10 protein-coding genes and 2 pseudogenes are annotated in these 26,897 nt (G+C 55.3%); 10 read left to right on the top strand and 2 right to left on the bottom strand.

Translation table 11 applies throughout. The annotated features are described in order from the left end of the window. The 10 genes and pseudogenes from M3223_RS20920 to M3223_RS20875 form a co-directional block, all read left to right on the top strand. The coding region (locus M3223_RS20920) for an S-layer homology domain-containing protein (protein ID WP_251565234.1) at positions 1-1,904 on the top strand (1,904 nt) is incomplete at its 5' end. 371 nt (positions 1,905-2,275) lie between these two features. Next, positions 2,276-2,584 (top strand): annotated as a pseudogene (locus M3223_RS20915) (MFS transporter); the annotation flags it as partial. Positions 2,585-2,735: 151 nt separating this feature from the next. Next, positions 2,736-3,161: a hypothetical protein gene (locus M3223_RS20910; protein ID WP_251565230.1), complete on the top strand. Its 426-nt coding sequence runs from the start codon at positions 2,736-2,738 to the stop codon at positions 3,159-3,161. Positions 3,162-3,204: 43 nt separating this feature from the next. Continuing rightward, positions 3,205-4,074, top strand: a complete 870-nt coding sequence (locus tag M3223_RS20905) for a copper amine oxidase N-terminal domain-containing protein (RefSeq protein WP_251565228.1) — start codon at positions 3,205-3,207, stop codon at positions 4,072-4,074. Between the two features lie 63 nt (positions 4,075-4,137). Beyond that, positions 4,138-5,337, top strand: a complete 1,200-nt coding sequence (locus M3223_RS20900; protein ID WP_251565226.1) for a chromate transporter — start codon at positions 4,138-4,140, stop codon at positions 5,335-5,337. 16 nt (positions 5,338-5,353) lie between these two features. Beyond that, the gene (locus tag M3223_RS20895) at positions 5,354-6,811 is read left to right on the top strand and encodes an arylsulfatase (protein WP_251565224.1); all 1,458 of its coding nucleotides are present in this window, start codon (positions 5,354-5,356) and stop codon (positions 6,809-6,811) included. Between the two features lie 134 nt (positions 6,812-6,945). Continuing rightward, entirely contained in the window at positions 6,946-7,485 is a 540-nt protein-coding gene (locus M3223_RS20890; RefSeq protein WP_251565222.1) for an NAD(P)H-dependent oxidoreductase, read from the top strand. Between the two features lie 276 nt (positions 7,486-7,761). Then, positions 7,762-22,014, top strand: coding sequence for an S-layer homology domain-containing protein (locus tag M3223_RS20885; RefSeq protein WP_251565220.1), 14,253 nt, complete (start codon positions 7,762-7,764; stop codon positions 22,012-22,014). Between the two features lie 181 nt (positions 22,015-22,195). Then, positions 22,196-24,007, top strand: coding sequence for a sensor histidine kinase (locus M3223_RS20880; protein WP_251565218.1), 1,812 nt, complete (start codon positions 22,196-22,198; stop codon positions 24,005-24,007). Next, a complete protein-coding gene (locus M3223_RS20875; RefSeq protein ID WP_251565216.1) occupies positions 23,988-25,139 on the top strand; it encodes a response regulator in 1,152 nt (383 codons plus the stop codon). Before M3223_RS20880 ends, M3223_RS20875 begins: the two co-directional genes overlap by 20 nt. On the opposite strand, the gene M3223_RS20870 is transcribed toward M3223_RS20875, so the two are convergent. Beyond that, entirely contained in the window at positions 25,136-25,975 is an 840-nt protein-coding gene (locus tag M3223_RS20870) for an aldo/keto reductase (RefSeq protein WP_251565214.1), read from the bottom strand. The genes M3223_RS20875 and M3223_RS20870 overlap by 4 nt on opposite strands. Positions 25,976-26,000: 25 nt before the next feature. Next, a pseudogene (locus M3223_RS20865) lies at positions 26,001-26,877 on the bottom strand (LLM class flavin-dependent oxidoreductase). Positions 26,878-26,897 lie beyond the last annotated feature (20 nt).

Genomic DNA, 26,897 nt, shown 5'->3' with positions numbered 1-26,897 from the left:
CGGCAACGCCAGTGGCACAGATAGCCGACCTGTCCGCAGCACCGGGAGACGGAGAAGTGGGCTTGACGTTTACCGCGGCGTCCGGAGCAACTTCCGTAACGGTGGAGCAGTCGTCCAACGGAGGCGCGACATGGAACACAGCGGCGACAGCGGAAACGCTGGATGCCAGCTCCACAAGCGCAACGGTAACGGGATTGACAAACGGAACGGGCTACAAGTTCCGTCTGGTCGTAACGGGCGGAGCGTATGCGGGCGAGTCGAATGAAGCGTCGGCAACGCCAGTGGCACAGATAGCCGACCTGTCCGCAGCACCGGGAGACGGAGAAGTGGGCTTGACGTTTACCGCGGCGTCCGGAGCAACTTCCGTAACGGTGGAGCAGTCGTCCAACGGAGGCGCAACATGGACCACAGCGGCGACAGTGGAAACACTGGATGCCAGCTCGACAAGCGCAACGGTAACGGGACTAAACAACGGACAAACGTATACGTTCAGACTGAAAATTTCAGGCGGACCACATGCAGGCATTTCAAATGAAGTTGCCTCCACTCCGGCTTCCAGACCGGTTCAGCCACAAGGGCCGATTAAGGAATATCTTCCAATAGTAGTAGACGGAGGAAACGATGATAATCAGCTTGCGAATCTCATGGTTGAACGCACGGTAAATTCAGACGGCTCAAAACATGATACTGTCACCTTTAATGTGGATAAAGCGTCGGCTACCATTCAGAAAGCAAAGGAGTCCAGCAAGAGCAAAATTCGTTTAGTAGTCCCAGATATTAAGGATGAAGTATCTCAACTCAACGTCGTTATTCCAAGAGCTACAGTGGATGCCATAGCTTCCGGAAAGGTCGATTTTGAGATTTATACGGATAACGCGCGTATTCTCGTTCCTTATTCTTCTTTTATTGGACTAGAAAAAGACATTTACTTCAGGCTGGTACCGATGAAAAAAGCCGGAGATCGAAAGATTATTGAAGAACGGGCGAGCAAAGAGGCTGTCGTTCAAAAAGAGGCTACTTCCGGAAAAGCCAAGGTCGTTGCCCGTCCGATCATCATCGAAACAAACCTTAACAGCCGGGCAGTATCCTTAGTCTTGCCGCTCAAAGATGTTGAGTTGCCATCCGATCCTGATGAGCGCGCTGCACTGCTGGCGCAATTAATTGTTTACATCGAGCATAGCGACGGTGAGCGCGCCATTGTGAAGCCGGAACCCGTTTCTTATCAAAACGGTGAGCAGGGCATTCAATTTTCGGTTTTAAAATTCAGTACGTTTACAATACTCAAAATAAACGGAAACCAGCATCAATCCTATATTAACGGTTATGCTGACCGCACTTTCCGTCCAGAAAGCTCCATTACAAGAGCCGAGATGGCGGCAATGATGACAAGATTAAATTTAGGTGCGGAACGCAGAAATACCGCGATTAGATATCTGGATGTTTTACCCGGTCACTGGGCGGAGGAAGCGATTCGTCATGTATCTTTAAACGGACTAATGAAGGGCTACTCTGTCAACTTGTTTGCTCCAGGCAAGGCGATTACCCGCGGAGAGCTGGCAACAATTATTACTAGGTTCCAAGGTTTAACGGATGCCGGTACTGCAACTGCTGTGGATATAAATGAGCATTGGGCCAACAAATCTATACTGTTGGTGCTGCAAGCGGGTTATATGACAACTGATTCACACGGCAACTTTCGTCCAAACGATCTTCTTACACGAGCAGAAGCTGTCACGGTGCTCAATCGAGTGTTGAAGCGCGGACCGGAAAAAGTAACAACTGATTTGTCTTGGATTGATGTCCCGGCTAGCCATTGGGCAAATGCCGACATCGCCGAGGCCTCACAGACGCATTTTTTCATGACAGATGCTGAGGGAAACGAAATTGTTCTGGAACAAAAATGAGACGTTTCAATAAATAAAAATGAGTAAAATCAAGCCTGTGACCAGATTCGTTCTTGTTTGAACGATATCCCGGTAACAGGCTCTTTTTGTTACGCATTTTCGCTAGTTATGCGGATTGTAGGCAACCCAACATCCATATTCGTTAGCGGAGAAGAAAAAATCTTGACCTTATCATTAGATCATACTTTAGTTCAAAAACGTCTTTCCTTGTTTGTATCTGCAATTTGCTGCTGTTCATCTGCCCGTAATTGAAGAATAATGTGGAAGTAATATCAGAAGTGGTTCTTGTCGGGCTTAATACGCTTTGCGGCTGTTGCAGTGTGGCCATTTTCGGGTTATGCGCTTGACCGGCTGTCCTTGTTCTCTCTGCTGCGGACAGCTGGACAGCGTTTGGGGCGGCGGCCGTCCTGTATGGCCTTTCCTTTGGATCGGCGCAGCCGTCCATTATGGCATGGACGGTCGGAAGGGTGTCGCCGGACCGACGCGGAGCCGCGAACAGCGCTTTTCTTATCGGCATGGACGGAGGTATCGCTGTTGGCTCGGTCTTGCTTGGAGGCGTTGTGCAGCTATTCGGCTATGCAGGAATCTTCCGCTATTCCATCGTGTTTCTGCTCTTGCTGCTCGTTGTTTTGGCAGTCGGCATGTTAAGGCGGGACAGTATGGTTTCCGTTGAGAAATGATAGATTTTGAGAGAGGCCGCGAAGCGGCTTCTTTTTTTTAAAAATGAGACGGCGGTCTTGAAGGGGGAATGTTAACTTGAATAAAATGGAAATTAGTAGTTGCCTTTGATAAAGTAGAAGTTGCACGGCTTTATGATATTGGGGGGTGATTGTGGAGACGGCTGGTTTGCATTTCCTTCTGCAGCAGTGGAGCGAAGCTCTGGCCTGGATTTCTGTGGTTTTCAACGTATATGCCATTCTCTATATGATTGCCCTGAACAATTCGTTTCGCTGTCTTCCGATTCTGCTAAAAGAAGATCGTCTAATCGTGCGTCTCGGATTTCAAAGCAGACTGGACATACCGCTGAGCAACATCGAATCTATCAGTCAGGCAAAGTCGGTCCTATTCGGAGAGAAAGCTTCGAAGGAAACATTTTTGGCTTACTTTCGAGTAGATACGCCTCAATTTGAAATTCGTTTGAAGAAGCCGCTACTGCTGAAGGGGGCTTGTGGAATGAAAAAAAGTATTTCGGCTGTAATTCTTCGTGTTGACCATCCTCATGAATTCGCAGCTGAGTTGAACCGGCGAATTGAATGAGTATCTTTTAAATAAATAAGATTTTAGGGAGGTTAAATTTAAAATGAGCCAATGGATGAAGTTGTTAATCAGTTCCTTAATGATCGGCTTTGCACTTATGGGGAGTAATACCGTGCAAGCGAAGGCACCAGCAGTCATTGTTAATGGAATTCAAAAGAATGATTCCATTACGATCAACGGCAAAACACTAATCAAATTGCGCGCACTGACCGATCCCGAGTGGCTGGTTTTTGCCTATGATCCTAAAACACGCGTAGCTATGTTTCATACGAAAGACGACAAAATTTACGTTTACTTGCGCGAAGGGGACAAAACAGCCACTGTAAACGGTAAAAAGGTTGCTGTCGGTGCAACGGTCGTAAATAAAAACGGCTTAACCTACGTACCGCTTCGTTTCATAAGCGAGACGCTCGGGGCCTACGTTAAATATGAGAAGGACAACAACCGCGTCATCGTTCGGACGCCTAATTATCAGGCTAAATTCATGACGTTAATGAAAGGAGATCTTACGGAAGCACGGAAAATTGCGCTTGATCTTCCCCAAAAAAGCAGTGCTCCGCCAGTTGAGTTTGGGGAGGGGTATCATTCCACGATGTATACCTTTCCAGAAGGAGAAGCCCTCCGTTTCATTATCAACACAGCCGGATATCAAGAGTATTATTATGAGGTGGACGAACAGGGCTTCGCCATACGAAAATGGCAGTTTGATCATGTAGGTAACCGGGAATGGGGAACGAAGCCTGTCTTTGAGCGCGCTTATTATTTCGACAGCTTATTCATGAGCGACTGGTATTATTATGGGACCGTAGACAGCAATGGCAAACAAGAGGAGTATGGGAGCTTTCGAACGAATAAAGGGTCGAAGCTGATTGTCCCCATTGAAGGGGAAGTTCGCAAGGACGCACGAAATTAATTGACCTTTGATGCTCACCAATTAAGATGAATTTAACAACATAGGAATACAAAGGAGCAAGGTATGGAACGCAACCTGCGTAACGGTTCATGGGGAAAATATCTGCTCGAAATTTTGGCCGTCTCCACCCGGCTTGGCTTGACCTCATTCGGAGGTCCGGCGGCGCATTTAGCGTATTTTCATGACGAATATGTTAAACGCCGCAAATGGCTGGACGAGCGCAGCTATGCGGATTTAATTGCGCTCTGCCAGTTTCTCCCCGGTCCGGCCAGCAGCCAGGCGGGCATCGGAATCGGCATCATGCGGGCGGGGCTCCTGGGCGGGCTGCTGGCGTTTATCGGGTTCACGCTTCCTTCGGTGCTCATTATGGCCTCATTCGCTCTCGTAATGGAAGGGCTGGACGTAAGCCGCGCAGGCTGGATTCATGGATTAAAGCTTGTTGCTGTGGCCATTGTCGCTCAAGCTGTATGGGGCATGGGACAAAAGCTGGCCCCGGACCGAAGCCGGGCAACGGTCGCTATTGGAGCGGCCGCGGCGGTGCTGCTATGGCAGACTCCGGTTAGCCAGATTGCCGTCATTATGGCGGCTGCTTTGCTTGGCTGGCTCTTTTATAAAGAAGCCAGACCTTCCGAGCTGCCTTATACAACGGTTCCGGTCTCAAAAACGACCGCTGCGGTTTGTCTCAGCCTGTTTTTCGGCTTGCTCGTTCTTCTCCCGGCTGCGGCAGAGATTACGGGCAGTAAATGGCTGGAGCTGTACGATATTTTTTACCGCTCCGGCTCGCTGGTGTTCGGCGGAGGCCATGTCGTGCTGCCGCTGCTGGAGCGGGAGCTGGTTCCTTCGGGAGTGGTCAGCGGGGAAGCTTTCCTTGCCGGATACGGCGCTGCGCAAGCTGTTCCGGGTCCGCTTTTCACGTTTGCCTCCTATCTCGGGGCAATAGCAGGGGGCTGGCAGGGAGCCATAGTTGCTACTGCAGCAATCTTTACTCCGGCTTTCCTGCTCGTCGTCGGAGCGCTCCCTTTCTGGGATTGTCTGCGGCGGGTTCCGTCCATCCAAGGCGTTTTGCATGGCGTTAATGCCGCTGTAGTTGGAATTCTCTTAGCCGCGTTATACGATCCGATTTGGACAAGCAGCGTTGCTTCCCCGGCAGATTTTGCGCTGGCGGCTGTACTGTTTATCGGGCTTGTATTCTGGAAGCTGCCGCCCTGGATTATTGTTGCTGCTGGTACCATTAGCGGAAGCCTCATAACTGTCTACTTATGAAGGAGCTGAATTCAGTTTGAAACCAAATCTGCTGCTCATTACCGTTGACCAAATGCGCTATGATTGCTTAAGCCTACTCGGCCATTCCGTAGTGGAAACGCCGAATCTGGACCGCTTGGCCCAATCGGGCGTTTTATTCCGCAACGCCTATTCTGCGACGCCAACCTGCATCCCGGCGCGGGCCGCTATTATGACGGGGATGAGCCAGCGCTCCCACGGAAGGGTCGGTTACCAGGACAAGGTGGCATGGAAGTACGAGCATACGATTGCCGGCGAGCTGGCTAAGGCCGGTTATCATACGCAGTGTGTTGGTAAAATGCATGTGTACCCGGCCCGCAATCTTTGCGGCTTCCATAATGTTGTTCTGCACGACGGGTATCTGCATCACAACCGCAGCAGATCTAACAATACGGTCAACGAGCATTTTGATCAGGCGGACGATTATTTGCAGTGGCTGAGACAGAATGCAGGCGTATCGCTCGATATTACCGATAACGGGCTGGACTGCAACGCCTCCACCGTCGGGCGGCCATGGCATCTCCCCGAAGCGCTTCATCCGACGAACTGGTGCGTCAGCCAGTCCATCGACTTTTTGCGCCGCCGCGACCCGGGCAAGCCGTTTTTTCTGTGGACGTCCTTTGTTCGCCCGCATTCGCCGCTTGACCCTCCGCAAGCCTATTTTGATATGTATAAGGATAGGGAGATGCCTGATCCGCCAATTGGAGATTGGGTGGACGAGGCTGCCGCGGCAAAAGGCGGCTACGACCCGGCAACGATTTTTGGCAGGGTGCCGAAGCGCCGGTTCGACCGCGCCCGTGCGGCTTATTACGCGCTCATTACACATCTGGACGATCAAATCGGCCGTCTGCTGAACGCATTATTCGAGTACGGCGTGTCAGGCAATACAATGGTGGTGTTCACATCCGATCATGGAGAATTAATGGGCGATCATCATTACTTCCGCAAGTCGCTTCCTTATGAGGGAAGCGCCAAAATACCATTTATACTGTACGATCCGACGGGCGGCTTTGGCTTCAAGGCGGGCAGCGAGGTGAACGAGGTTATCGAGCTGCGCGACATCATGCCGACCTTGCTGGACGCGGCTGGCGCAGAAATCCCGGCAAGCGTAGAGGGTCAGAGCCTGCTGCCTCTTTGCAGCGGGCGAGAAGTGCCTTGGCGTTCTTATGTGCATGGAGAGCATCTTGTCGGCCATCTTTCGAATCATTTTGCAACGAATGGTAAAGAAAAGTACATCTGGTATTCCCAAACGGGCGAGGAGCAGCTGTTTCAGCTGACCGAGGATCCAGAGGAGCTGCGCAATTTGGCTGCTGATCCGGCCTATAACGAGCAGCTGGCAAGCTGGAGAAACAAGGTTATATCGGAGCTGGAAGGCCGTGAGGAAGGATACGTGCAGGACGGCCGCCTCGTCGTGGGGCGCCAGGGCAAGCCTTGTTTGAGCCATATTTTGGCCTGACACACGGAAGGATCTGAATCTCAAGTTTGATTGAGATTGCCGGGCTGTGCATTTATAATAAAAATTCTCGTCTAAGGTTAAGCTTTAACCATAATTTAAGAGGCAAAGAGTCTCGATATAGAAAGGGATTTTGCATGAAAACATTAGTTATCGTGGCGCATCCGAATTTGGAGCAGTCGAAAGTTAACAAAGCATGGGCGGAGCGCCTGAAACAAGAAGAGACCGTAACGGTTCACAACCTGTATGCAGAATACCCGGACTTTAAAATTGACGTGGCTAAGGAGCAGCAGCTGCTTCTCGACCATGATCGCATCGTGTTTCAGTTCCCTTTTTACTGGTACAGCTCTCCTGCATTGCTCAAACAATGGCTGGACGACGTTTTGACCTATGGCTTCGCGTACGGCTCCTCCAGCAGCAAGCTGCAGGATAAAGAGCTGATGCTTGCGGTATCCACGGGCAGCCCGGCGGAGGCTTATGGCGACGGCGGCCGCAACCGCTATCCGATGGAGGAGCTGCTCCGTCCGTTTCAGGCAACGGCCAATCTGTGCGGAATGAGCTTCCTGCCTCCGTTTTTGCTGCAGGGGGTTATGGGTCTGGAAGAAGCCGGACTTCCGGAGAAAGCCGAGGCGTTTGTGGCTTATTTGCTGAATTCGGAGCTGCAGACGGCGAAGTGATCCGCAAGGTTTAATTTTCTTGTATCTGAAGTCCTATTGGGACTATCGTTAATGAGATAAATATTTCCTGGCATAAAATATTTCCAGCCCTTCTAAACACCCGCGAAGCCTTGCTGCTGCGCGGGTGTTTTTATTTTCCTCCGTTTTCTTTTCATAATTCTTTTATTCGCTGCAGGTACACTCATAGGGAAAAGCTCTGCATCGGTCTGTGAAAAAAGTCCTATACATAACCGATTGATAGACTAGGAGAAGTGTGGAGAGGGGATGTCTTACGATATGAAGAAACGTCCGGCAACAGCGTGGAACAGGCGGGCGCTCAGCATCATGCTAATCGTCAGCCTGCTGGCGGGCGTCATTGTGCCCGGGCTTGGGCAGTCTGGCCAAGCGGCAGCCGCTGCTGCGGGCTCTAGCGCAGCAGCGGATATATCCGGCCATTGGGCCGAGAAGCAGCTCAAGGAATGGATTGGGCTGAGCTACATAAAGGGGTTTCAGGACGGGAGCTTCCGTCCTGATGCGGCGATTTCGCGGGTGGAATTCATTGCGCTTGTGAATCGGCTGTTTGCTTATGATGGCGAGGCCGCGGCCGGCTTCAGCGATGTTTCGGCTGAAGCGTGGTTTGCGCCCCAAGTGGGAGCGGCGGTACAGGCCGGTTACGTCAAAGGCTTCCCGGACGGCACCTTTCGGCCGAATAAGCCGCTCAACCGGACAGAAGCCGCAGTCATGCTGGCGGGGCTCGTCCCGGCTCTGTTGAAGGATGGAGATAACCCTCTTCAGCCCTTCCGGGATGCCGGCCTTGTGCCGGGTTACGGCCGTGAGGCGCTCGGCGCTCTTTTGTCTGACGGGTATATGACCGGTTTTCCAAACGGGACGGTCGGACCGGTCAAACAGCTCACGCGCGCGGAAGCCGTTGTGCTGCTGGACCGCATTCGGAAGCGGTCGGCCGCAGAAACGGACGGAGGGATATTGCTTCCGGCAAAAACGATTGCTGCGGCAGGCATATACGGCCCGGCCACGGGCGTTTATACCGTTGGAGGAGACCTGACGATTCAGGCTCCGGGCACAACGCTGCGTAATGTGGTTGTCAAAGGGAATCTGGTCATCGGCGCAGAGGTCGGGAACGGGGATGTCACTCTCGACCATGTGACGGTGCTGGGCAGCACATCCATTAACGGAGGCGGCCCGAACAGCATTCACCTGAACAATTCGCAGCTTGAGGCGGTCACGGTAGACCGGCAGGACGGTGTTGTGCGCGTTGTCGTCGGCAGCAGGACGATTGTGAAGCGGCTTGACGTTAAATCAAGCGCGTCCATTCAGTCCAGTCCGGGAGAGGATGAGGGGACCGGCATTCAAGGCGTGGTCATTTCCTCTACCGGCGAGGTCTCTCTGACGGGGGAATTCGGCGTTGTAGAAATAAAGAGCAGCGTGCAGGTTAAGGTGCTTTCCGGCGCTGTCGCCAACCTGATCGTTCAGGAGGGGGTAGCTTCAGCGAAGATTGAGCTGAGCGAGGGTGTGCTGGTGAACCAGCTGGAGCTGCACGGAACGACCCGTATCGAAGGCAAAGGGCAGATTACAAAAGCGCTTGTAGACGCTGCGGGAGTTGTTTTCGCAACAAAACCGGATCAGGTGGAGCAGACCGAGCGCGGCGAATATATTGTCGAAGCGCCTTCCATCGGAGGCGGAGGCGGGGGCTTTCCGGGCGGAATCGGCGGCGGAGGCGGCGGAATAATGACACCGCCGCCGACCGTAACGCCACCGCCAACAGAGCAGGTGGAGGCGGCGGTATCCCAGCCGTCAACGGCAGGTTTCCTGCTCGGCTTCGGCGTGCCGGTAGCGAATGTAACGGCTGCGGATCTGTCGCTTGCCGATGCGTCAGGCCGGGTCGTGGCGCTCACGGTCGCCGGCACGCTGAACGAAGGCCGTTCATACCGGATCGCAGCTGTGCTGCAGGAAGGGGAAGCCTACACGGTTACCCTTGCCAAAGCAGGTTACGCCTTTGGAGCGCCGATTACGTTCAACGTTGCGGCAGCTCCGCCGATTGAAGACATCGCCGTAACCTATACGGTGCAGGATGCGGGCGTATCAGGCTTCCGAATCCTTTTTAACAAGCCGGTGCCGGGATTGCAGCCGTCTCACTTCCAGCTGCTGAACAGCGGCACAGGCGAGTCGGCAGCAGTTAGCAGCGCGGCTTCCAGTGGCGATGGGACCTCCTATCGCATATCCGCAGCGCTTCAGGAGGGCGCGGTTTACTCGCTCTCCGTTATGAAGAAGGGCTACAGCTTCAGCGGCGCGGGAGAGGTTCTCGTTCCGGTCATTGACCCCGAAGCGGTGCCGGTTTCCGCTTCCGTGTATGGCATCGGCGAGTCAGGGTTTCGGGTTGCGCTGGCCCCTGCGGTAGCGGGGCTGACGGCCTCGGATTTTACGCTGATTGAGAGAGGCGCCGGAACGGTTCCGATTGCCGAGGCGGAGACGGCGGATGAAGGCGGAACGTATGCCGTTGCAGCTGCGCTGCGTCCCGGCGGCGTGTATACGCTCGTCATTGAGCGGAGCGGCTTCAGCTTTGGAGCGGCTTTGGAGGTGACGGTGCCGGGTGACCGGGCCGTAACGCCAAGCGTTGCCGATGTATCCGCCAGCGGCTTTACGGTTGCGCTGAATCAGCCGGTTCCCGGTCTGACGGCGGAACATTTTAATCTGCTGGATAGAAATGGAGCAGCGGTTGACGTTGACCTCGCTGTAACCGCAGATGCGGGAAGCACCTACGTCATTTCGGCAAAGCTGGTCGAGGAAGAGAGCTACTCGCTCCTTATTCAGCAAACGGGGTATACGTTTGGCGCGCCGCTTTCCGTGACGGTACCGGCGGCAGAGGAGATCCAGGTTCATCCAACGGTCCGCAAGGTACGCACGTACGGATTTATCGTTACGCTGGATCAGGCCGTTCCCGATCTGGACTCCTTGAACTTCCGTTTGCAGAACAGCTCCGGCGTCAGCGTCAGCATCGATATGCTGAATACAGTCGTTGCCGGCAAGGAATTTGAGGTATGGGCGGCGCTGGATAAAAACGAAACGTACGAGCTGGTCTTGGATAAGGAAGGCTATACGTTCGCGGAACCATTGGATATTGCCGTACAGCCAGAGGAAATTGCGGCATCGGCAGGCTTCCTAACACGGAGCGGGTTCCAGCTTAAGTTCCAGCAGCTGATTCCCAATATTAATCCGGATGAGATTACGCTGCAAAGTCCGAGCGGCAGCGCCGTTCATGTCGATGCGGCCAGTCTGGGCCAGGATGGCTTAACGCTTTCTGTGAAGGCGAGTCTCGCCGAAGCAGGCGGGTATTCGTATCGGATCGACCTGTCTGACGGCCGGTTTGCTCAAGGCACAATTACCGTGCCGGAACTAATCGAGCTGGGCAAATATACGGCGTTTAATGGTTATCCCGGAGGATACACCGGGCTGACGGTTCAGTTCGGCATGAAGCTTCCGGGGCTGCAGGCGTCGGCCTTCGAGCTGCTCAATGCAAACGGAGAGACCGTAGCGATCGACTCCGCAGTGACCTCCGATGAAGGCGGCAGCTACGTGCTTAGCTCGGCAGGCCGGAACGCTGGCGGACCGTTTACGCTTAGCATTACAGCGCCGGGCTACAGCTTCGGCCCGCCAGCCAAGCTGGTGAACGCTACGCTGAACTTGTGGAACGCGGGCCGGAAGCCGACCCAGTTCATGGCGGGACTGAATCCCGGCGTTGCAAATTTGACCAAGCATAATTTCACGGTCAAGGACGCGGCGGGCAACGCCGTTGCGGTGACCGATGCCGTCTGGGACTCCGGGCAGCGAATCTATGTTGTAACGTTTGACGGTTCGGGGGGCCAAAGCTACTTTGTGTCGGTTCAGGCCGATGGGTATGATTTTGGAGCGCCGAAGAAGATTCATGTGTACTCCCAAAATGCAGTTGTTGACGCGTCATATACCGGCTTCACTCTGGTCATGTCGCCTCCGCTGAAAATCAACACGCAGTTCGGCTTTAAGCTGAAAACTGCGTTTGAAGGAACGGAGGTGCCGATCGGACACGTCGTCATGAACGACGACGCGGGAGCAAGTTACGCCATATCCGCAGCGCTTAAGCCGGGTTATTATAGCCTGGAGCTGGATGCGGACACCGATAAGAACATCATTTCCTTCGAGGTTCCTGTCGTAGCGACGGTATCGGTGGACGAGATATCGAATAACGGTTTGACCGCCAAGCTGAGTTACGCGGTTGACGGCCTCGACGCGGCAAGTTTTGTCCTCTTGGATACAGGAACAGGAGAACAGGCTGGTCTCTCAGCTGCGGTCACTGCCGATGGAGGAAAAACATACCGCCTGTTGGCGCAGCTGCCGGGGGGCAGCTACAGATTGAAGCTGAACGGCCATTTGCCGGCGGAGGGCGTCGAGTTTGAGGTCGCTCCGACAACGAATGCTGGAGCAACGACCATTTCCGGCGTAACCCATACAGGTTTTGAGCTGCGTTTTGAGCATCCTGTGCCGGGCTTGCTGCCCGCTCATATTTTCGTTAAGGACTCGCAGGGCCGCAGGCTGAGCGGATTGTCCTTATCCACAGCGGACGGCGGACAAACGTACGGGGTGCGCGTCGCGCTGATGAGCAATGCGGATTACACCGTGGAGCTGGTCAAGGAATTTATTGTGTTCCAATCGCCGGTATCTTTCCATGTGAACCGCACTATTGCCGCGAGCGTGGCGGACGTCACCAAAGACGGATATTTTACGCTCAAGTTCAGCCCGGCTTTTCCCGAAATCGAGAATTATTTGGGCTTATCCATTACGGATGCGGCGGGAACGGTCTATTATCCGAATCTGTTTGAGTCGGAGGACGGCGGGACTAGCTACCGGATCGGAGTTCCCGGCAATCAGCTTAAGCCGGGCCATGCGTACACGATCCAATTGAACAAGGATGAGTTCGCGATGAGCCCGCTTTCCTTCATGCTGCCGCCAGTGCTGAGCGTAGTTGAAGCGAACGCCTCCGTGTTGAGGCTTGCGCTGGATGCGCCGGTTCCCGGCCTTGGCAAACGGAATTTTATCGTCAAAAACGCCTCCGGCGAGTCGGTTGCGCTGGCTTCGGCAGCCACGGCCGATGGCGGAGCAAGTTATGAATTGACCGGCAGTTTTACAGGCGGTCAAACGTACACGGTGCAGATCAAGCCGGATGTCCCGTACCAGATTAATGAGCCGGTTTCATTCCCGGTATCCAAAAACGTAACGGCAGCGATCAGCAATATTACGGTGGAAGGCTTCAAGGTGCAGTTCGGAGCCAAGGTGGCGGGCTTGACGGCGCGTCAGGTTATTTTGCTCGATCCAAACGGCAACCGCCTCCCGGAAGCCAGCTATTCGCTTTATACAGCGGACAATGGGCTGACCTACCGGGTCACGTTAAACGGCGTCATGCCAGGGAAGGGTTACTCGTTTGATTTGGCGAGGGACGAGTTCAAGCTGGCGGCCCCGGTTGCGTTCGATATTACGCCTGCGGCTTCTCTGCATTTGGTGGGAGCCGTGCTCAATAAAATAATTGTGTCGGTATCTCCGCTGCTGGAGGAGCTGACCGCTGCTAACTTTGCCCTGTTCGACAGCAAAGGCCGCAAGGTGGCATTCACGCTCGAATACCAAGGAAACGGCAGCTCCATGTACAACCTGTTGGGGCAGTTCGATCCGGAGGAGACGTTTACGCTGCAGGCAAATGTTCCGGGTTATTTGTTCGGAACTGCTCTGACAATCGGGTTCAAAGTATCGGTGGACACGGTCGTATACGCCGAGTCCCAAAAGGGGTTTAAGCTGGCGATGATGCCGGCGGTGCCGGGTCTGGCTGCATCGGATATTACGATTACGGATGACGAGGGCGGAACAGTGCCGGTGCAATCCCTGATTGCAGCGAACGCTGGAGGAAGTTATACGGTGCTGGCGCCGCTTACTGGCGGGAAAACATACTCGGTGGCAATCGCCGACAAAGGACCGTATCGCTTTGGCACGCTGGACTCCTTTACGCTGAATGCATTGTCGGCGTTTGTAGACGGGCAGTCCGTGAAGGGCTTCACGCTGAACGTGTCGTCGCCGATTCATTTTGCGGCTGGAAGCCTGCTGCTGACTGACGATGAAGGCAGGCCCGTCCGCATCGCAACGCTGGTAAGCTCCGACGGCGGGCGCACCTACGAGGTAGGGGCGTCGTTAACCGCAGGAGCTGCCTACTCGTTAAGCTTCAATGTTCATGGCTACGACGCCGGTGCGGCAATTCCGGTATTCGTGCAGCCGGTTAACGCTGTTTTTGAAGGAATGGAGAGCGGCAGCAGCAGCGCGTTCACGATCCGGTTCGATCATGCCGTGCCGGACATGCGGCCAAGTGATTTCCGCCTGCAGCAGGAGGGCTTCCTGACTACATTCCCGGCGGAGAATGCGGTCACGGAGGATGGCGGCTACAGCTATAAGGTTGAAGCGAATTTTTACGGAGCGGAGCAATACACAGTAATACTTGCCAAAGAAGGGTACGATTTCGGCGAACCGCTCGTCATCGATGTGCCGGTTGTCGTCCGTACCGCTGTTCTGAACAAAGGAGCCTCCTTTGTGGAAATTGGCTTGAGTCCGTCTGTTCCGGGACTGGCAGCGAACAATTACATCGTTAAGGACAGCACCGGCCTCCTTGTGTCCGTCTCGTCCGTCGTTGCGGCGGATGCGGGAGCGGTTTACCGGATTATGGCACCTTTTAATGGGGGCGAAACGTATACGATTTCCCTGTCGCTCGCCGGCTACAACTTCGGGGATGAGCTGGAGGCACAACTGCCAAGCGCCGCCTCCGCCTCCATTGGAGCTGTGAATGAACAGGGAATGACCATCATGCTGTCTCCTGCAATTGGCGGTCTGCAAGCGGAAGGTTTCATCGTCCGCGATTCGGAAGGCCAATCCGTAACGCTCGACTCCGTCACGGAATTAAGCGGCGGGGCCGGGTACCGGCTTGAGGCGAACTTGGAGGAAGGCGCGTCCTACACCGTAACGTTGGCGGCGGCGGGATATGATTTCGGTTCTCCGCTGGCGGCCGTTGTGCCGGTTCCGATTGGCATTTCCTATGGGACGATTGACGGGAACGGGCTGACGGTTAAGCTGAGCCGGGCTGTTTCCGGCTTAAGCGCCGCAAGCTTTAAGCTTCTGGACGCAGAAGGGGAGCCGATCGCTATTGCATCGGCAGCGGCAATCGGCGGAGGCGAGGAATACGCGCTTGGGGCCAGTTTGCTCTATGGCGCAGCCTACAGCCTGAGCATCTCCAGGGAAGGATTTGATTTTGGAGCGGGGCTGCCCTTCACTGTGCTGCGGCCTATAGCTTCATCCGTCGAAGCGCTGTCCAAATCAGGCTTCACCCTGCGGCTGCAAACCGCTGTGGCCGAGTTGAAGACAAACGCCATCATGCTGACGGATTCAAATGGGGAAGCCGTAACGATTGATTCACTGACGACAGCCGACGGCGGCGTTACGTACCGTGCTGCGGCGAAGCTGACGGAAGGGGCGGCCTACCGCCTCGCGCTATCCGCTCAAGGGTATGATTTTGGCCCGTCCGTCCATCTGGATGTGCTGCCGATGCTGGAGCTGACAGCGGCTGGAATTCATTCAAGCGGTTTTACGCTGAGCCTGAGCGCGGCACTGCCGGGCCTGAGTCCGGCGTCGGTTCGATTAACCGGACCTGACGGGATTATTGCGCTGAATGGAGGCAAGTTCTACGACGTCAGTCCGGGAACGGCGGATGCGGGCAAAGCCTACTATGTCCGCATTCCGATTGAAGCAGGCCAAACCTACACACTGGCGCTGCTTGATCCGGCGCAGCCGACCGACGGACCGCTAGAAGTGATGCTTCCAATTGCGGTAAGCGTTCAGGTGACGGAGACTGATGTGAACGGCATCAAGCTGAAGCTTGGACAAACGGGCATCCTGCTGGAAGCCGGGGACGTTAAGCTCGCCACAGCGGCGGGAGAACCGATCGCGGTCACGGCTGTTGTTCCCGGTTCGGCTGCAGGAGAGTTTATGATTCAAGCACCGCTCGTCGAAGGGGGCAGCTATACGCTTCGTTTGAGCAAAAAAGGCTACGACTTTGGAGCAGCCGCAGAGATCTATGCAGCTTACCGTGTAACGGGCAGCATCTCGGGCATTAGCGAGAACGGGTTTACGCTCAGCCTGAGCGCGCCGGTTGCGGATCTGAGCCTGACGCTGCTCGATGCCGGAGTTCCCGTAGCGCTGGATTCCGTTACAACCATGGACTATGGCGCGACCTACAGGGTAACAGCGAATCTGTCCTACAATAAGGAATTTAAGCTGCGCCTTAATAAGTCGGGCTATGAGTTTGGAGGAGAGCTCTCCGTCAACCATATTAGCGCCCCGCCGCAGCTGATCGATGCCTCGACCAACGAAAGCGGAACGGAAATCATGCTGACCTTTGATAAACCGTTGGCAAACGTCACGACCTATTCCAGCTTTTCCGTCAAATTCGACGGCAGATGGCAGAGCTCGGTCGCAGCTGCTTTGATGGGCGATAACACCCGGGTCAAGCTGACCTGGACAAGCAGCGGACAGCTGATTGGCACATCCTCCGCTGTAGCGGTTGCGTACACGGGCGTGAACCGGGTTAAGGCCAGAAACGGAACCTACCTGGCGACCTTTAACGAAGTTCCCGTTGCCAACACGACCACACTGACCGGTTTTGCAGGCAGTTATGTCTATTTAAACGACGCTGCCACTCTGGCTCGCGTGTTTCATAACCAGTACGGCAAAACAGCGATTGAAACGGCCCGTCTGCTGAGAGACAGCGGATTTAAGGCGGCCAATTATTACCGGGCTGTATATGTTGAGTATGGGATGGAGTTCCGCGAGCTGGCTCCGCTGCTGTATGCGATGGATGCGGACGCCTTGACGGTATATGAGGTTTACAAATCGCTGGGCAATTCCTACACGTCGTTTTATCTGCAAGCAGCAGGCCAGCTGCTTGCGGCAGGTTACACAACGGCTGACCTTGGACCAGCTTGGCGGAAGCTCGGCATTCCCGGCAGGGAGCTGTCGGTCTATTTGAAAAATCTCGGCGTCTCCGCCGGCGAAACGGTACGGATACTGAAGCTGAGCTACAGCGAGTCCGAAGAGAGCGCCGCAGGGCTGCTCGTGCTTGCCGGATACGGCCGCAGCGCAATTGCCGGGGCCATCCAGGCTGAGTACGGCTTGAGCCAAGCAGCCGCGCTAGCTGCGCTGGCTGCCGGCAAGCTGTCGGCCGGTGATGCGGCAGCAACGGCTAAAGAGCTTTATGGAGCCGATGCCGTGACGGCCGCAGGCTGGCTGAGCAAGGCCGGCTACCCGGCAAGCGAGGTTGGCGGCGCCATTGCGCAGCAGTACAGCTTCGCGAGCGCGGCAGAGGCAATAGACGCCTTCTTTGGCGCAGGATTTACGGTGTCGTACACGTATGCGCTGCTGCGCAGAGAATACGCGCAGACCGAGGCGGCAGGCGCGCTGCTGGACGCCGGCGTTTCCGCCAGAGAAACGGCGGAGGCGGTCAAATCTGCCGGAGACGGAGCCTCCGTCATCATTAGCGCTATGAAGCTTGGCGGCTACGATACCGCTGGCATCTCCATTCTCGTTCAAGATCTGTGGCTGTCTGCAGGCGTGCCGCTCAGCGATGTGCTGAGCCAGTTTGCCGCCAGCGGATTTACTGCGGCGGAGCAAGTAGTGCTGCTGCGGGAGCAGTTCGGCGCGGATATCGGCACGGCCATTGCGGCGCTGTATCCGGGCTTTACGTTCAATCAACGCAACGGAATGCTGAAGTATTTGCTGGATGGCGGGTATGATTCCGCAGAGCTGGCGAAGTATTACCTGAAACAGGGTATGAACCGGTATGAGCTGTTCCGGCAATTGCGGTCTGCCGGGCGTACCTCCGTTCAATCGGTGCAAAGCCTGCAAGGCGCGCTTGTCCAGCTTGGAGAGGCGTTTGCTCCTAGCGATGCGGTTCAGCTGTTCTATCGCGATTATAACTATCGCTACGAGGCGGCGGATGTGCTGAACGCGCTTCGCACCGCGTTTGCCGGCGATCCTCAGATCGGCGCGGCAGAGCTGGCGGCAGCGATGAGCAATTCCCAGCTGTGGGAAAAGCTTGTCATCGGCAAAGCGCTGGTCAAAGGGATGGGCGTTACGATGCAGGACTGGGTGGAGCTGGAGCGGACGGGCGCATTTTCCCGGTTCGGCTGCCCGTGCGATGTAGGGACGATTGTAAAGGATACCCGGTACCTGTTCACCGGCTCCGATCTTCCGGACATTACGGTCGCCATGAGCTTGTCCAGCCTGTACACGCTTGATTCGATTATTGAAGGAACGATTAACCTGTATCCGTCCGGCGGGGTGAGAGCAAACGCTATGCCGTACCTGATGTCTTCGCTGAAAAATGCCGGCTACTCCTTCGAGGAGGTCGCTGCCGCGTTTGACGGCAAAGGCTGGAGCGAATGGATTGCCGTTTTCAGCAAGTACGGCATCGCGGCAAGCGATGTGGTGGCTTACTTGGACAGTAAAGGTCTGGATATGGAGCAGATTCTGGATAAGCTATCTCCGTATTCGCTGCGGGATCGCGCGCTTGTGCTCCGCGAATCCTATCGTCTTGATGCTGGAGCTGCGGCGGCGCTGCTGCTTCAGCGCACGAATGAAGATCAGGAGGATATTAGCCGTGCGGTCGCTTGGGCTTACGGAGGCGATCCTGTCGCGCTGTGGATTGCGACGCTGCGGGCGCAGGGCGCTTCAGCTTCCTCCGTCATCAATACGCTGGCTGCAAGATACCGTGACTATTGGGATTCGCAAAAGGTGGGGCCGGCGCTAATCCAGGGCGGATTCAGCCAGGAAGAAGTCATGAAAGGGCTGCTTATTCACGCTAATGCACGCAATAATTTGCAGGAAACCATTCGGCTGCTGCAGTCGCTTTACGGCCAACAGCAAGTAACGATCGCTCAGCTGCTGAGCGCAGGTTCGATTCAGTCGCCTGAGGCGGGGCTGCAGTTTCTGCAGCGCGGCGGTTATAAGCTGCCGGACATCGCGCGCGCCCTGAAGGATTATTACGGGCTGACGGCCGGGCAATCGGCAAAGCTGCTGACGGCGGCTTATCCGAACAGTCAAAGCATGATTTTATCCGGGCTGGCCTCGGTATATGGGCAGACGGTAGGCTCAACGGTAACGGAAGCTTTGCAGGAGAAGGGCATCACCGAAGTGAACGCCGCGCTGGACTACTTATGGAATGCCGGATTTTCACCGAAGGAGATTGCGGCTGCGGCTAAAGACTCCTTTGGTCAGTCGGTGGGCCAGGCTGCGCTGATTTTCCAGCAGAAAAATTTCATCACGGATTGGAACGTGCTGATTACAACGATGGCGTCCGTATATGGCGAGTCCGTCGAAAAGACGATTCGAGCGCTGCTTGTCCAGCAGGGCCGAATGTCCTTCTCTGATGCGATCACGTTTGTGTTCCAGGCCAGATTCAGTCTGTCCAGCAGCATCAAGCTGGCGAAAACGGAATACGGGCTGTCGTCGGGGGATGCGCTGCATGCTCTTACAAGCTCCATGCTTTACCGCGAAGCGGATATCATCGCTGGCATTAACGACATTTACCAAACCTCGGCGCGGGACAGCATCATTGATTCCTTGACGGCCCAAGGGCTTGTGACGCTGCGTTCGGCTGTGCTGTTCCTGCTCAACATGAAGTTTGACCTGAACGGAATGGTGCGGGTCGGCAAGGAGCACTACGGACTGGAGGCCGGGGAGACGGCGGCGGAACTGCTGGCGGACGGCACGTTTGGCCAAAATGACATCCAAAACGCCGTAGCCTATGTGTACGGACAGACGCTTACTCAGACGGCGCTGGATACACTGACCGCGCTTGGCATTACCGGGTTTGGCGCTGCCGTGCCGCAGCTGAAGACGGCTGGACTGACACTTCCTGAGCTGGTGCTCGCAGGCAAACAATACTATGGACTGTCCGCCGGTAAAACGACGTATGATCTGCTGCAGTCCGGTTTATACCGGACGCCGGAAATTTTGGCGGCTGTGGCAGAACTGTACGGCAAACCGACCGAGGTCAGCCTGGAGGAGCTGCTGAGGAGCAGCGGCATCGCAACAATTGGCGATGCTGCGCCATATCTGCGTTCCATGGGATACAGCCTGCAGGATGTAGTGGAAATTTCCAAAGGTTACTACGGGAATTCGGCATTGGCAACGGCGGAAACGCTGAATGCTCTGCAATTTGCAGAAAGCAGCATCGTGGAGTGGACCATCCAGCAGGTTTATGACGCCGGTAACGGTTCCGCTGACGGTACGCCGCAGGCATTGCTGCAGGAAGCGGGCATTACCGATATCGGAGAGGCGATCGCTCATTTATGGGCAGCGGGCTTCCCGCTCTACGATATCGTCAAAATGCTGAAAGAATACAACGGCAAATCGGCTGCGGAAACGGCGGAACTGCTGCTCGCGGCAGGCTCCTTCGACGCTTCGGCGCTGCTGAGCGGAATAAGCGCTGTATATGGCGCGGATTATGATTCGGCGTTAATCGAAGCGTTCAAGAGCAAGGGAGTTTTCGCCAGCGCGGATAACGCGGCGCTTCAATTAAGCCGCGGCGGTTACCGGCTGTCGCTCATTGCCGAAATGCTTAAGAAGAGCTACGGCAAGACGGAAGCGGAGGCCAAGGCGCTGCTGGGAGGTCTCGGCATCTACGCGGCCGAAGCGGTTCAAGCGGCGGTTGACGGCGTGTATTTCTCGGTAGGCACTTCTTCCGGCACGCTTCAGCAGGTGCTTGATCTGTACGGGATTACGACCGCCGAAGGAGCGGCAGCGCTGCTGCACAAGCAGAACGCTCCCGTTGCGGATATCGTTCAGTACATGAAAGACGCGTACCGGCTGGGCGCCGATGAAGCAATGGCGCTGCTGGCCCCTTATTACAAGGGTTCGGAGCTAGGCTTGGCCGTTACGCTCGTTTATTACAGCGGCACGAACATCGCCTATCTGGCCAAGACGATTCCGGACGGGTACGCGGGATCTCCGGGTACGGTAGCGAATTATATGAAATCCAAATTTACGGATACCGATATTGTGCTTGCGCTGAAAGTCATCTTTAATCTGGATGCGCTTGGCATCCAGGATGCGATCACCTCGGCGATCATGCCGGCGGAGCGCGTCCGCAAGGCGGTAACAGCGGTATTTGGGAACGATCCGCTGTTGGCGTACCTGCAGCGTATGAAGGATCGCGGCGCAAACGCCAACGATATTAGCGCCGAGCTGGAGCAGAGAGGCCTGCTGGAGCTTGCCCCGGCTCAGTATCTGATCGATACGCTGCTCGCTCTCGGCTATGATAACGCCAGCATATTGAAGATGCGCTATCAATACTTTAACGTATCGCGCCGGAATGCCGGTACGGAGCAGGAACAGGGAGTGCAGCTTGCGGCGCTTGGGATGGACACGCCGTCCGGCATTGTGCAGCTCCTGAGAAAATGGAGCCTGAATCCCTATCAGCTCATCGTCATCATTCAGGCCGGCCTGCCAAACGCCCCCATCAAGGATGTCGCTCTTGCTCTGCGGGAGCACGGCTACAGCGGCTCTGCTATTTTTGGAGCGTTGAACCTCGCTGGCGAAGAGGGCGATTCTATTGCCGCCATCCTGAAGCAGCTGGGCTTGTCCGCAGGCGAGGCAGTCACCTTCCTTCGCAATCGTTCCTCGGATGAGGAGATGCTGTGGCTCGTCCGCAACGGCTATGAGCCGAGAGAATACCTCCAGTATCGGGACGTTCTCGGAGACAATACGATTGCGGTTTTGAGGCAGCAGGGCATGTCGGCGAACGAGATTGCCAAGCTGCTTGTTGAATACAAAAGAGGCATGGGCTACTACTCCATTGCCAAAGCGCTCTATGAAGGAGGTTTCACCGCTGTTAGCGACGTTGCCGGGGCTTTGATAACGGCGCGGTACCGTCCGGTATGGATTCCCGGTATTCTTGTCGGCATCGGCGGATGGACGCTGAAAGATGTCGCCCAGGGCATGCTGGATTCTGGCCTGATCTCGCTCGTGGAGCTGGTTGATGCGATTCAGATGGCCAACGGCGGCGTGTTAAAGCAAACTTACACGATTATCCGCGATATTTCCGGCAAGGAGCAGGAGCAGTTCTACGATGGTCTCGATTCCACGGAGCGCAAGCTGCTGGACAACAAAGAGATTGCGATGATCATCGCCGTTTCCGCTCTGCGCAACGCATCGATTAATCTGGATTCGATTACGAATCAGCTGAAGGTAACGGAAACGATCCAGCCCGAGGATGCGCTGAAGGTGCTGATCGTGTCCGGCGTGAACGCTTACGATTCCGCAGGCTCCGTATGGGATGTGTACCGGGATTACATCGGCGCTATGATCGTGATTAAAATGCTAGAAAAGGCGGCGGGGAACTATATCTCCGACTTCAAAAACTATTACAAGCTCGTTAAGCTGGTCGCGAGAATCGTTTACAAGCTGACTAGCTAGGCATAAGCGAGACAGATTGGCCGGCCCGGCACCGGGCTGGCCTTTCTCTTTTTCGGAAAGGAGAATCGGCGTGGACACCTCATAGGCTTGATGCTATTCTAGCGTAGAACAATTTGTCGAATTTCCTCGATATGGGGAAGCCGGGCATTGCTTAGTTGAAGGTCAGGGGAGACGCGCGGATATGGACATTAAATATGGCATGTCGATTATGCTTTTTGCCGCTACGGCGCTTATGCTGTTTGTCTCTTTCCTGTCCTACCGCAAGCGCCGGCTGCCTGTTGCCAGAACGATGGTGCTCATCATGCTGGCGGCGGCTTTTTATTCGTTCGGATACGGTCTGGAGGTGCTGAGCGGCACCCTCGGCGGAGTGAAGCTGGCCCTTCAGATTCAATATATCGGGATTCCTTTTGTATGCACGCTTTGGCTGTATCAGGTCATTCAATTTACCGGAGCGGCCCCCCGCTGGCGAAAAAGACTGGCCGTGCTGCTTTTTGCCCTCCCCTTCCTTGTGTTCCTCCTTCATCTCACCAACGATTGGCATCATCTGGTTTACGAGCAGTATTACCTGAATGAGGAATCTCCCTTGTCCTTGTATAACACGGTGAAAGGGCCGTGGTACAACATTCATGCCGCGTACAGTTACGCCGTGTTAATAACCGGAATCGCGCTGTTTATTCCGATGTATATCCGGGCGCTTCCGGTAGTGCGCAAACAAATTGGGGTGCTGCTGCTTGGCGCGGTAGCACCGATGCTGCTCAATCTGATTTTGTGGACAGGGACGAGCATCGACTTTACGCCATTCGGCTTTGCAATATCGGGAGCCGCATACGCCTGGGGCATACTCCGTTTTAATCTGCTTCGCCTTACGCCGCTGGCGATGGCCCGCGTCTTTGAGACGATTCGGGACGGCGTTATCCTGCTTGATTACGATAATGGGATCGTCAGCTACAATCGGGCCGCGGAGCAGGTCATGCCGGAGCTTGCGCAGAACAAGCGGTATCCGGCTCCGATGGCCGATGTGCTGCCGGACAGCCAGGAGCTGCTTCGGCTTGCGCTGGCGGACGGCGTCTCCGGCGAGCGGTTTCCGTTCAGCCGAAAGCGGGGTGAGCGGCAGATGTATTATACATGCAGCCTCTCTCTCATCTATGACAACGGAAACACGCCGATCGGCAAAATAATTTTGTTCAACGATATTACGGAGCTGAAGGAGAGCGAGGCACGCCTGCGCGAGAACGCTCGCCAGCTGTCCGAGCTGAACGCGTTCAAAGACAAGCTGTTCACCATTGTCGCCCATGATATCCGTGATCCTATCGCTCTGCTGGTCAGTCTGACGGAGCTGCTGGAGGATGAGCTGTCCGCTGCGGATGCTGAGCATACGGAGCTGGTTCGCGAGCTGAAAGGCCAGGTGCAGAGCACCTTCCAGCTGGTAGAGAATTTGCTGGACTGGTACCGCAGCCAGAATGGCAAAGTGTCCTTTCATCCGCAGGGCTGGAACGTGCATCAGGTTGTGCGTCAAGCTTTGATGCTGTCCGGCGCAAAAGCTGCCATGAAAACGATTCATTTGGCGGATCAAATCAACGAGCATTTGACCGTGCAGGCCGACAAAGAAATGCTGGATCTGATTCTGCGCAATCTGCTGTCCAACGCAATCAAATATACCGGCATTGGAGGCAGCGTTCTCATCAGTGCTGAGCGCAAAGACGGCATGATTGTTGTGTCCGTGCGCGACAATGGCATCGGCATCGACGACCGTACGGCGGAGCTGCTGCTGCTGGAGGAGCCGATTCTTAAAGCTCCTGTACCTGGGGACGACGCGGCCGATACGCGATTCGGCCTTGCGTTGACCCGTGAGTTTATCCGCATTCAAGGCGGCCGGTTGTGGTTCACAAGCGAGCCCGGTCAGGGCACCGTCTTTTATTTCTCCTTGCCGGAGGCGGCGGGGTATAACGATTCGGAAGGAAAGGAGGAGAGAGATGAAGGTTATTCTGATTGACGATGAGCGGGCTATGCATCTCATTATGAGCAAGATGCTGCTGAAGCTTCCCGAAATCGAGATTGCAGGCGCGTTTACGAATACATCATCCGCCGCCGCTTTTTTGAGCGAGAATCCCGATGTGGAGCTGGCGTTTGTGGATTTGTCCATGCCGGGCGAGACGGGGATGGAGTTCGCGGCGCGGATGGAGGCAGCCGGTTGTGCGGCGCAGCTCGTATTCGTGACCTCGCATAAAGAGTACGCCCTGGAAGCGTACGACTTATCCGTGCTGGACTATTTGGTGAAGCCGGTTACCCAGGAAAGGCTGCAGCGTGCAGTCTCCCGTGCGCTCAAACACCGGAGAATTCCATCTCGCACGGAAGAGACGGTGAAGGACTCCGGCTTGCAGGCCGGCACGCCCACCGTCATCTTAACGATGCTGGGGGATGTTGCCGTAAGCACCGAGGCTGGGCGCGTCAAATGGATTTCCCGCAAATGCACGGAGCTGTTTGCCTACCTGCTGCTGCACCGGGGCAAAAGAATTCCCCGCTCCCGGCTGGTCGCCGATATTTTTGCTGGGAGCGGCGCAGACAGCTATCTGAATACGACCGTTTATCAGCTGCGCAAGTCATTGGAGCCGCTAGGTCTGCGGGATGCGCTGCGCTCGGAAAATGACGGCTATGCGCTTGAGCTGCAGCATGAGCCAGCCACGGATTATATGGAATTTGCAAGAAAGACAGGCGAGCTGCGCGTCATTCACGAGGGTAATATAGAGGCGGCTCTGCAGGCGGAACGGTTGTACACCGGTGAGCTTTTTGGTGATAGAGCCTATGTGTGGGCGATTCATGAGACCGAGCGTTACTCGGCTATGCACGCCTCCTTCGTCCTTAGACTTGCGGAAGCGCTGATCGAAATGAAGGATACGGTAACCGCCTCCCGGCTGCTGCTTAAGCTGAATGAACGCAATCCATTGGACGAAAATGCTGTTCGTATGCTCATGGCGATCCATGCCTGCAATGGAGACAAGAAGGGGCTGAACGCCGTCTACACCGGGTTCGTCAAGGTGCTTGGCCGGGAATTGGGCATCCGTCCTTCGAGCGAGCTGATCTTGTTTTTTGATTCTCAACTCAAACAGGTATCGGAAAAACGTTAAAAATCAAAATTGTCCGGGTCCGGGCCTACGCGCAAATGCTGGTCCAGCGCGTTAATTGCGGCCATTTCCGCTTCCGACAGAGAGAAATCGTACAGCTCCGAGTTGGAACGGATGCGCTCGGGATGAACCGACTTCGGAATCGTCGCCCAGCCGCTTTGCAGCTGCCAGCGAAGAACAACCTGAGCGGCCGATTTGCCCTTGGCGGCGGCAATAGCCTGAACAGTCGGCTCGTCCAGAATTTGGCCCTGCATCAGCGGAGCCCAAGCGACAGCGGCAATGCCGTTCCGGTCCATATAATCCTTCAGCTCGTTCTGCACCAGCCTTGGATGGCGCTCTACCTGATTGATTGCCGGTTTCACCATGGCGTTAACAAGCAGCTTTTCCAGATGATGAATGTGGAAGTTGCTCACCCCGATAGCGCCGACGCGCCCTTTGTTGTAGAGATGCTCCAGCGCTCGCCAGCTGTCCGGAAATTTGGCTTCAACAGGCCAGTGGATTAAGTAGAGGTCAAGACGGTCCAGTCCCAGCTTCCGAACGCTTGTCTCGTACGCGGCAAGCGCGCTGTCATAGCCTTGATCCGCATTCCAGAGCTTGGATGTTATATATAAGTCCTCGCGTTTAATTCCAGTGCGCTCCAGCCCGCGGCGGATGCCTTCACCGACTCCTTCTTCATTGTCGTAAATGGCGGCGGTGTCGATATGGCGGTATCCAAGCACGATGGCCTCCTCGACGGCCTTAATGACCGTATCGCCATCCTCTACCTGGAACACGCCAAGGCCTAGTCTTGGAAAAGGTTTGCCGTGGTTCAGCGCAATTGTATCTTGAAGTGATTTCATCGGTTAGTACCTCCTGAATAAATGGTTATTTGCCATGCGGCTGATAATGCGGCAGCACATACTCGCCCAGCTCGTGAATCACTTCACCGGCGGGCCGCTCGCTGTCAAATAGCGCAAAAAAGAGATGATTTACGCCGATTCCTTTGTACTTCTCCAGCATGCATCGGCATCGAGAACGGCCGGAATGCCGTCTTGTTTTGCGCGGCAGCGGAGTCCCGCCAAGCCTGAATCAGTTCGGCTTGCCGGAGCGTGCCTTGCGGATAGTACATCCAGCCGTCGCCGTTGCGGCCAAGCCACTCCATATTCTGCTGGGCCATGCCGGTAATCATCGTCGGAATTTTTTGCTGCAGCTTCGGCACAAGCGTGGCTTGCTCCAGCTTCCCGTACCGGGAATCAATGAACGGATAATGCTCGTACAGCGCTTTTTCCAAAAAAGCCAGCGCCTCGCGGAACTGCTCTCCCCGGCTCGGATGATCAACGCCCAGCCCTTTGAAGTCGGCTTGCCGGTCCCCGGACGAAACGCCCATGATGAGCCTTTCGGGAAACAGCGCCTCTATCGTTGCAATCTCTTTGGCAAGCCGCAGCGGATGGCGGAGCGGAAGCACAAGCGCAGATGTGCCGATCGCGATTTTTTCGGTCTGGCTGAGCAAAAGAGTCGCATAGATGAGAATGTCATATATCTGGCCAACGGCCGGATCCCCAAAATGGGGGTCCTCCAGAATGACATCGCGCAGCCATAATGCGGTGAAGCCGTAGCCATCTGCTGCCCGCGCCAGCTCAACCGTATCCTGCATCGTCGGTGTGTTCATCCGGTAATTTTCCAGCGGAATATGCAGACCAAGCGTCAGTTCGCCTTCCTTGTACGTCCGTCCGTAAGTCTGATGCTGCTCAAACATGGACATCAAACTCCTTCCTAAACCTT

Source organism: Paenibacillus pasadenensis (assembly GCF_023715725.1).
GTDB classification, from domain to species: Bacteria; Bacillota; Bacilli; order Paenibacillales; family Paenibacillaceae; genus Paenibacillus_O; species Paenibacillus_O pasadenensis_A.
Note: the sequence above shows the minus strand (reverse complement) of the source record. Positions and strands in the feature narration are given on the sequence as shown.

What these genes read in the sequence shown, in the direction of transcription:
- M3223_RS20900 (WP_251565226.1), top strand. Translation starts at nt 4,138, where the DNA reads ATGGAACGCAACCTGCGTAACGGTTCATGGGGAAAATATCTGCTCGAA.
- M3223_RS20890 (WP_251565222.1), top strand. Translation starts at nt 6,946, where the DNA reads ATGAAAACATTAGTTATCGTGGCGCATCCGAATTTGGAGCAGTCGAAA.
- M3223_RS20905 (WP_251565228.1), top strand. Translation starts at nt 3,205, where the DNA reads ATGAGCCAATGGATGAAGTTGTTAATCAGTTCCTTAATGATCGGCTTT.
- M3223_RS20880 (WP_251565218.1), top strand. Translation starts at nt 22,196, where the DNA reads ATGGACATTAAATATGGCATGTCGATTATGCTTTTTGCCGCTACGGCG.
- M3223_RS20875 (WP_251565216.1), top strand. Translation starts at nt 23,988, where the DNA reads ATGAAGGTTATTCTGATTGACGATGAGCGGGCTATGCATCTCATTATG.
- M3223_RS20870 (WP_251565214.1), bottom strand. Translation starts at nt 25,975, where the DNA reads ATGAAATCACTTCAAGATACAATTGCGCTGAACCACGGCAAACCTTTT.
- M3223_RS20885 (WP_251565220.1), top strand. Translation starts at nt 7,762, where the DNA reads ATGAAGAAACGTCCGGCAACAGCGTGGAACAGGCGGGCGCTCAGCATC.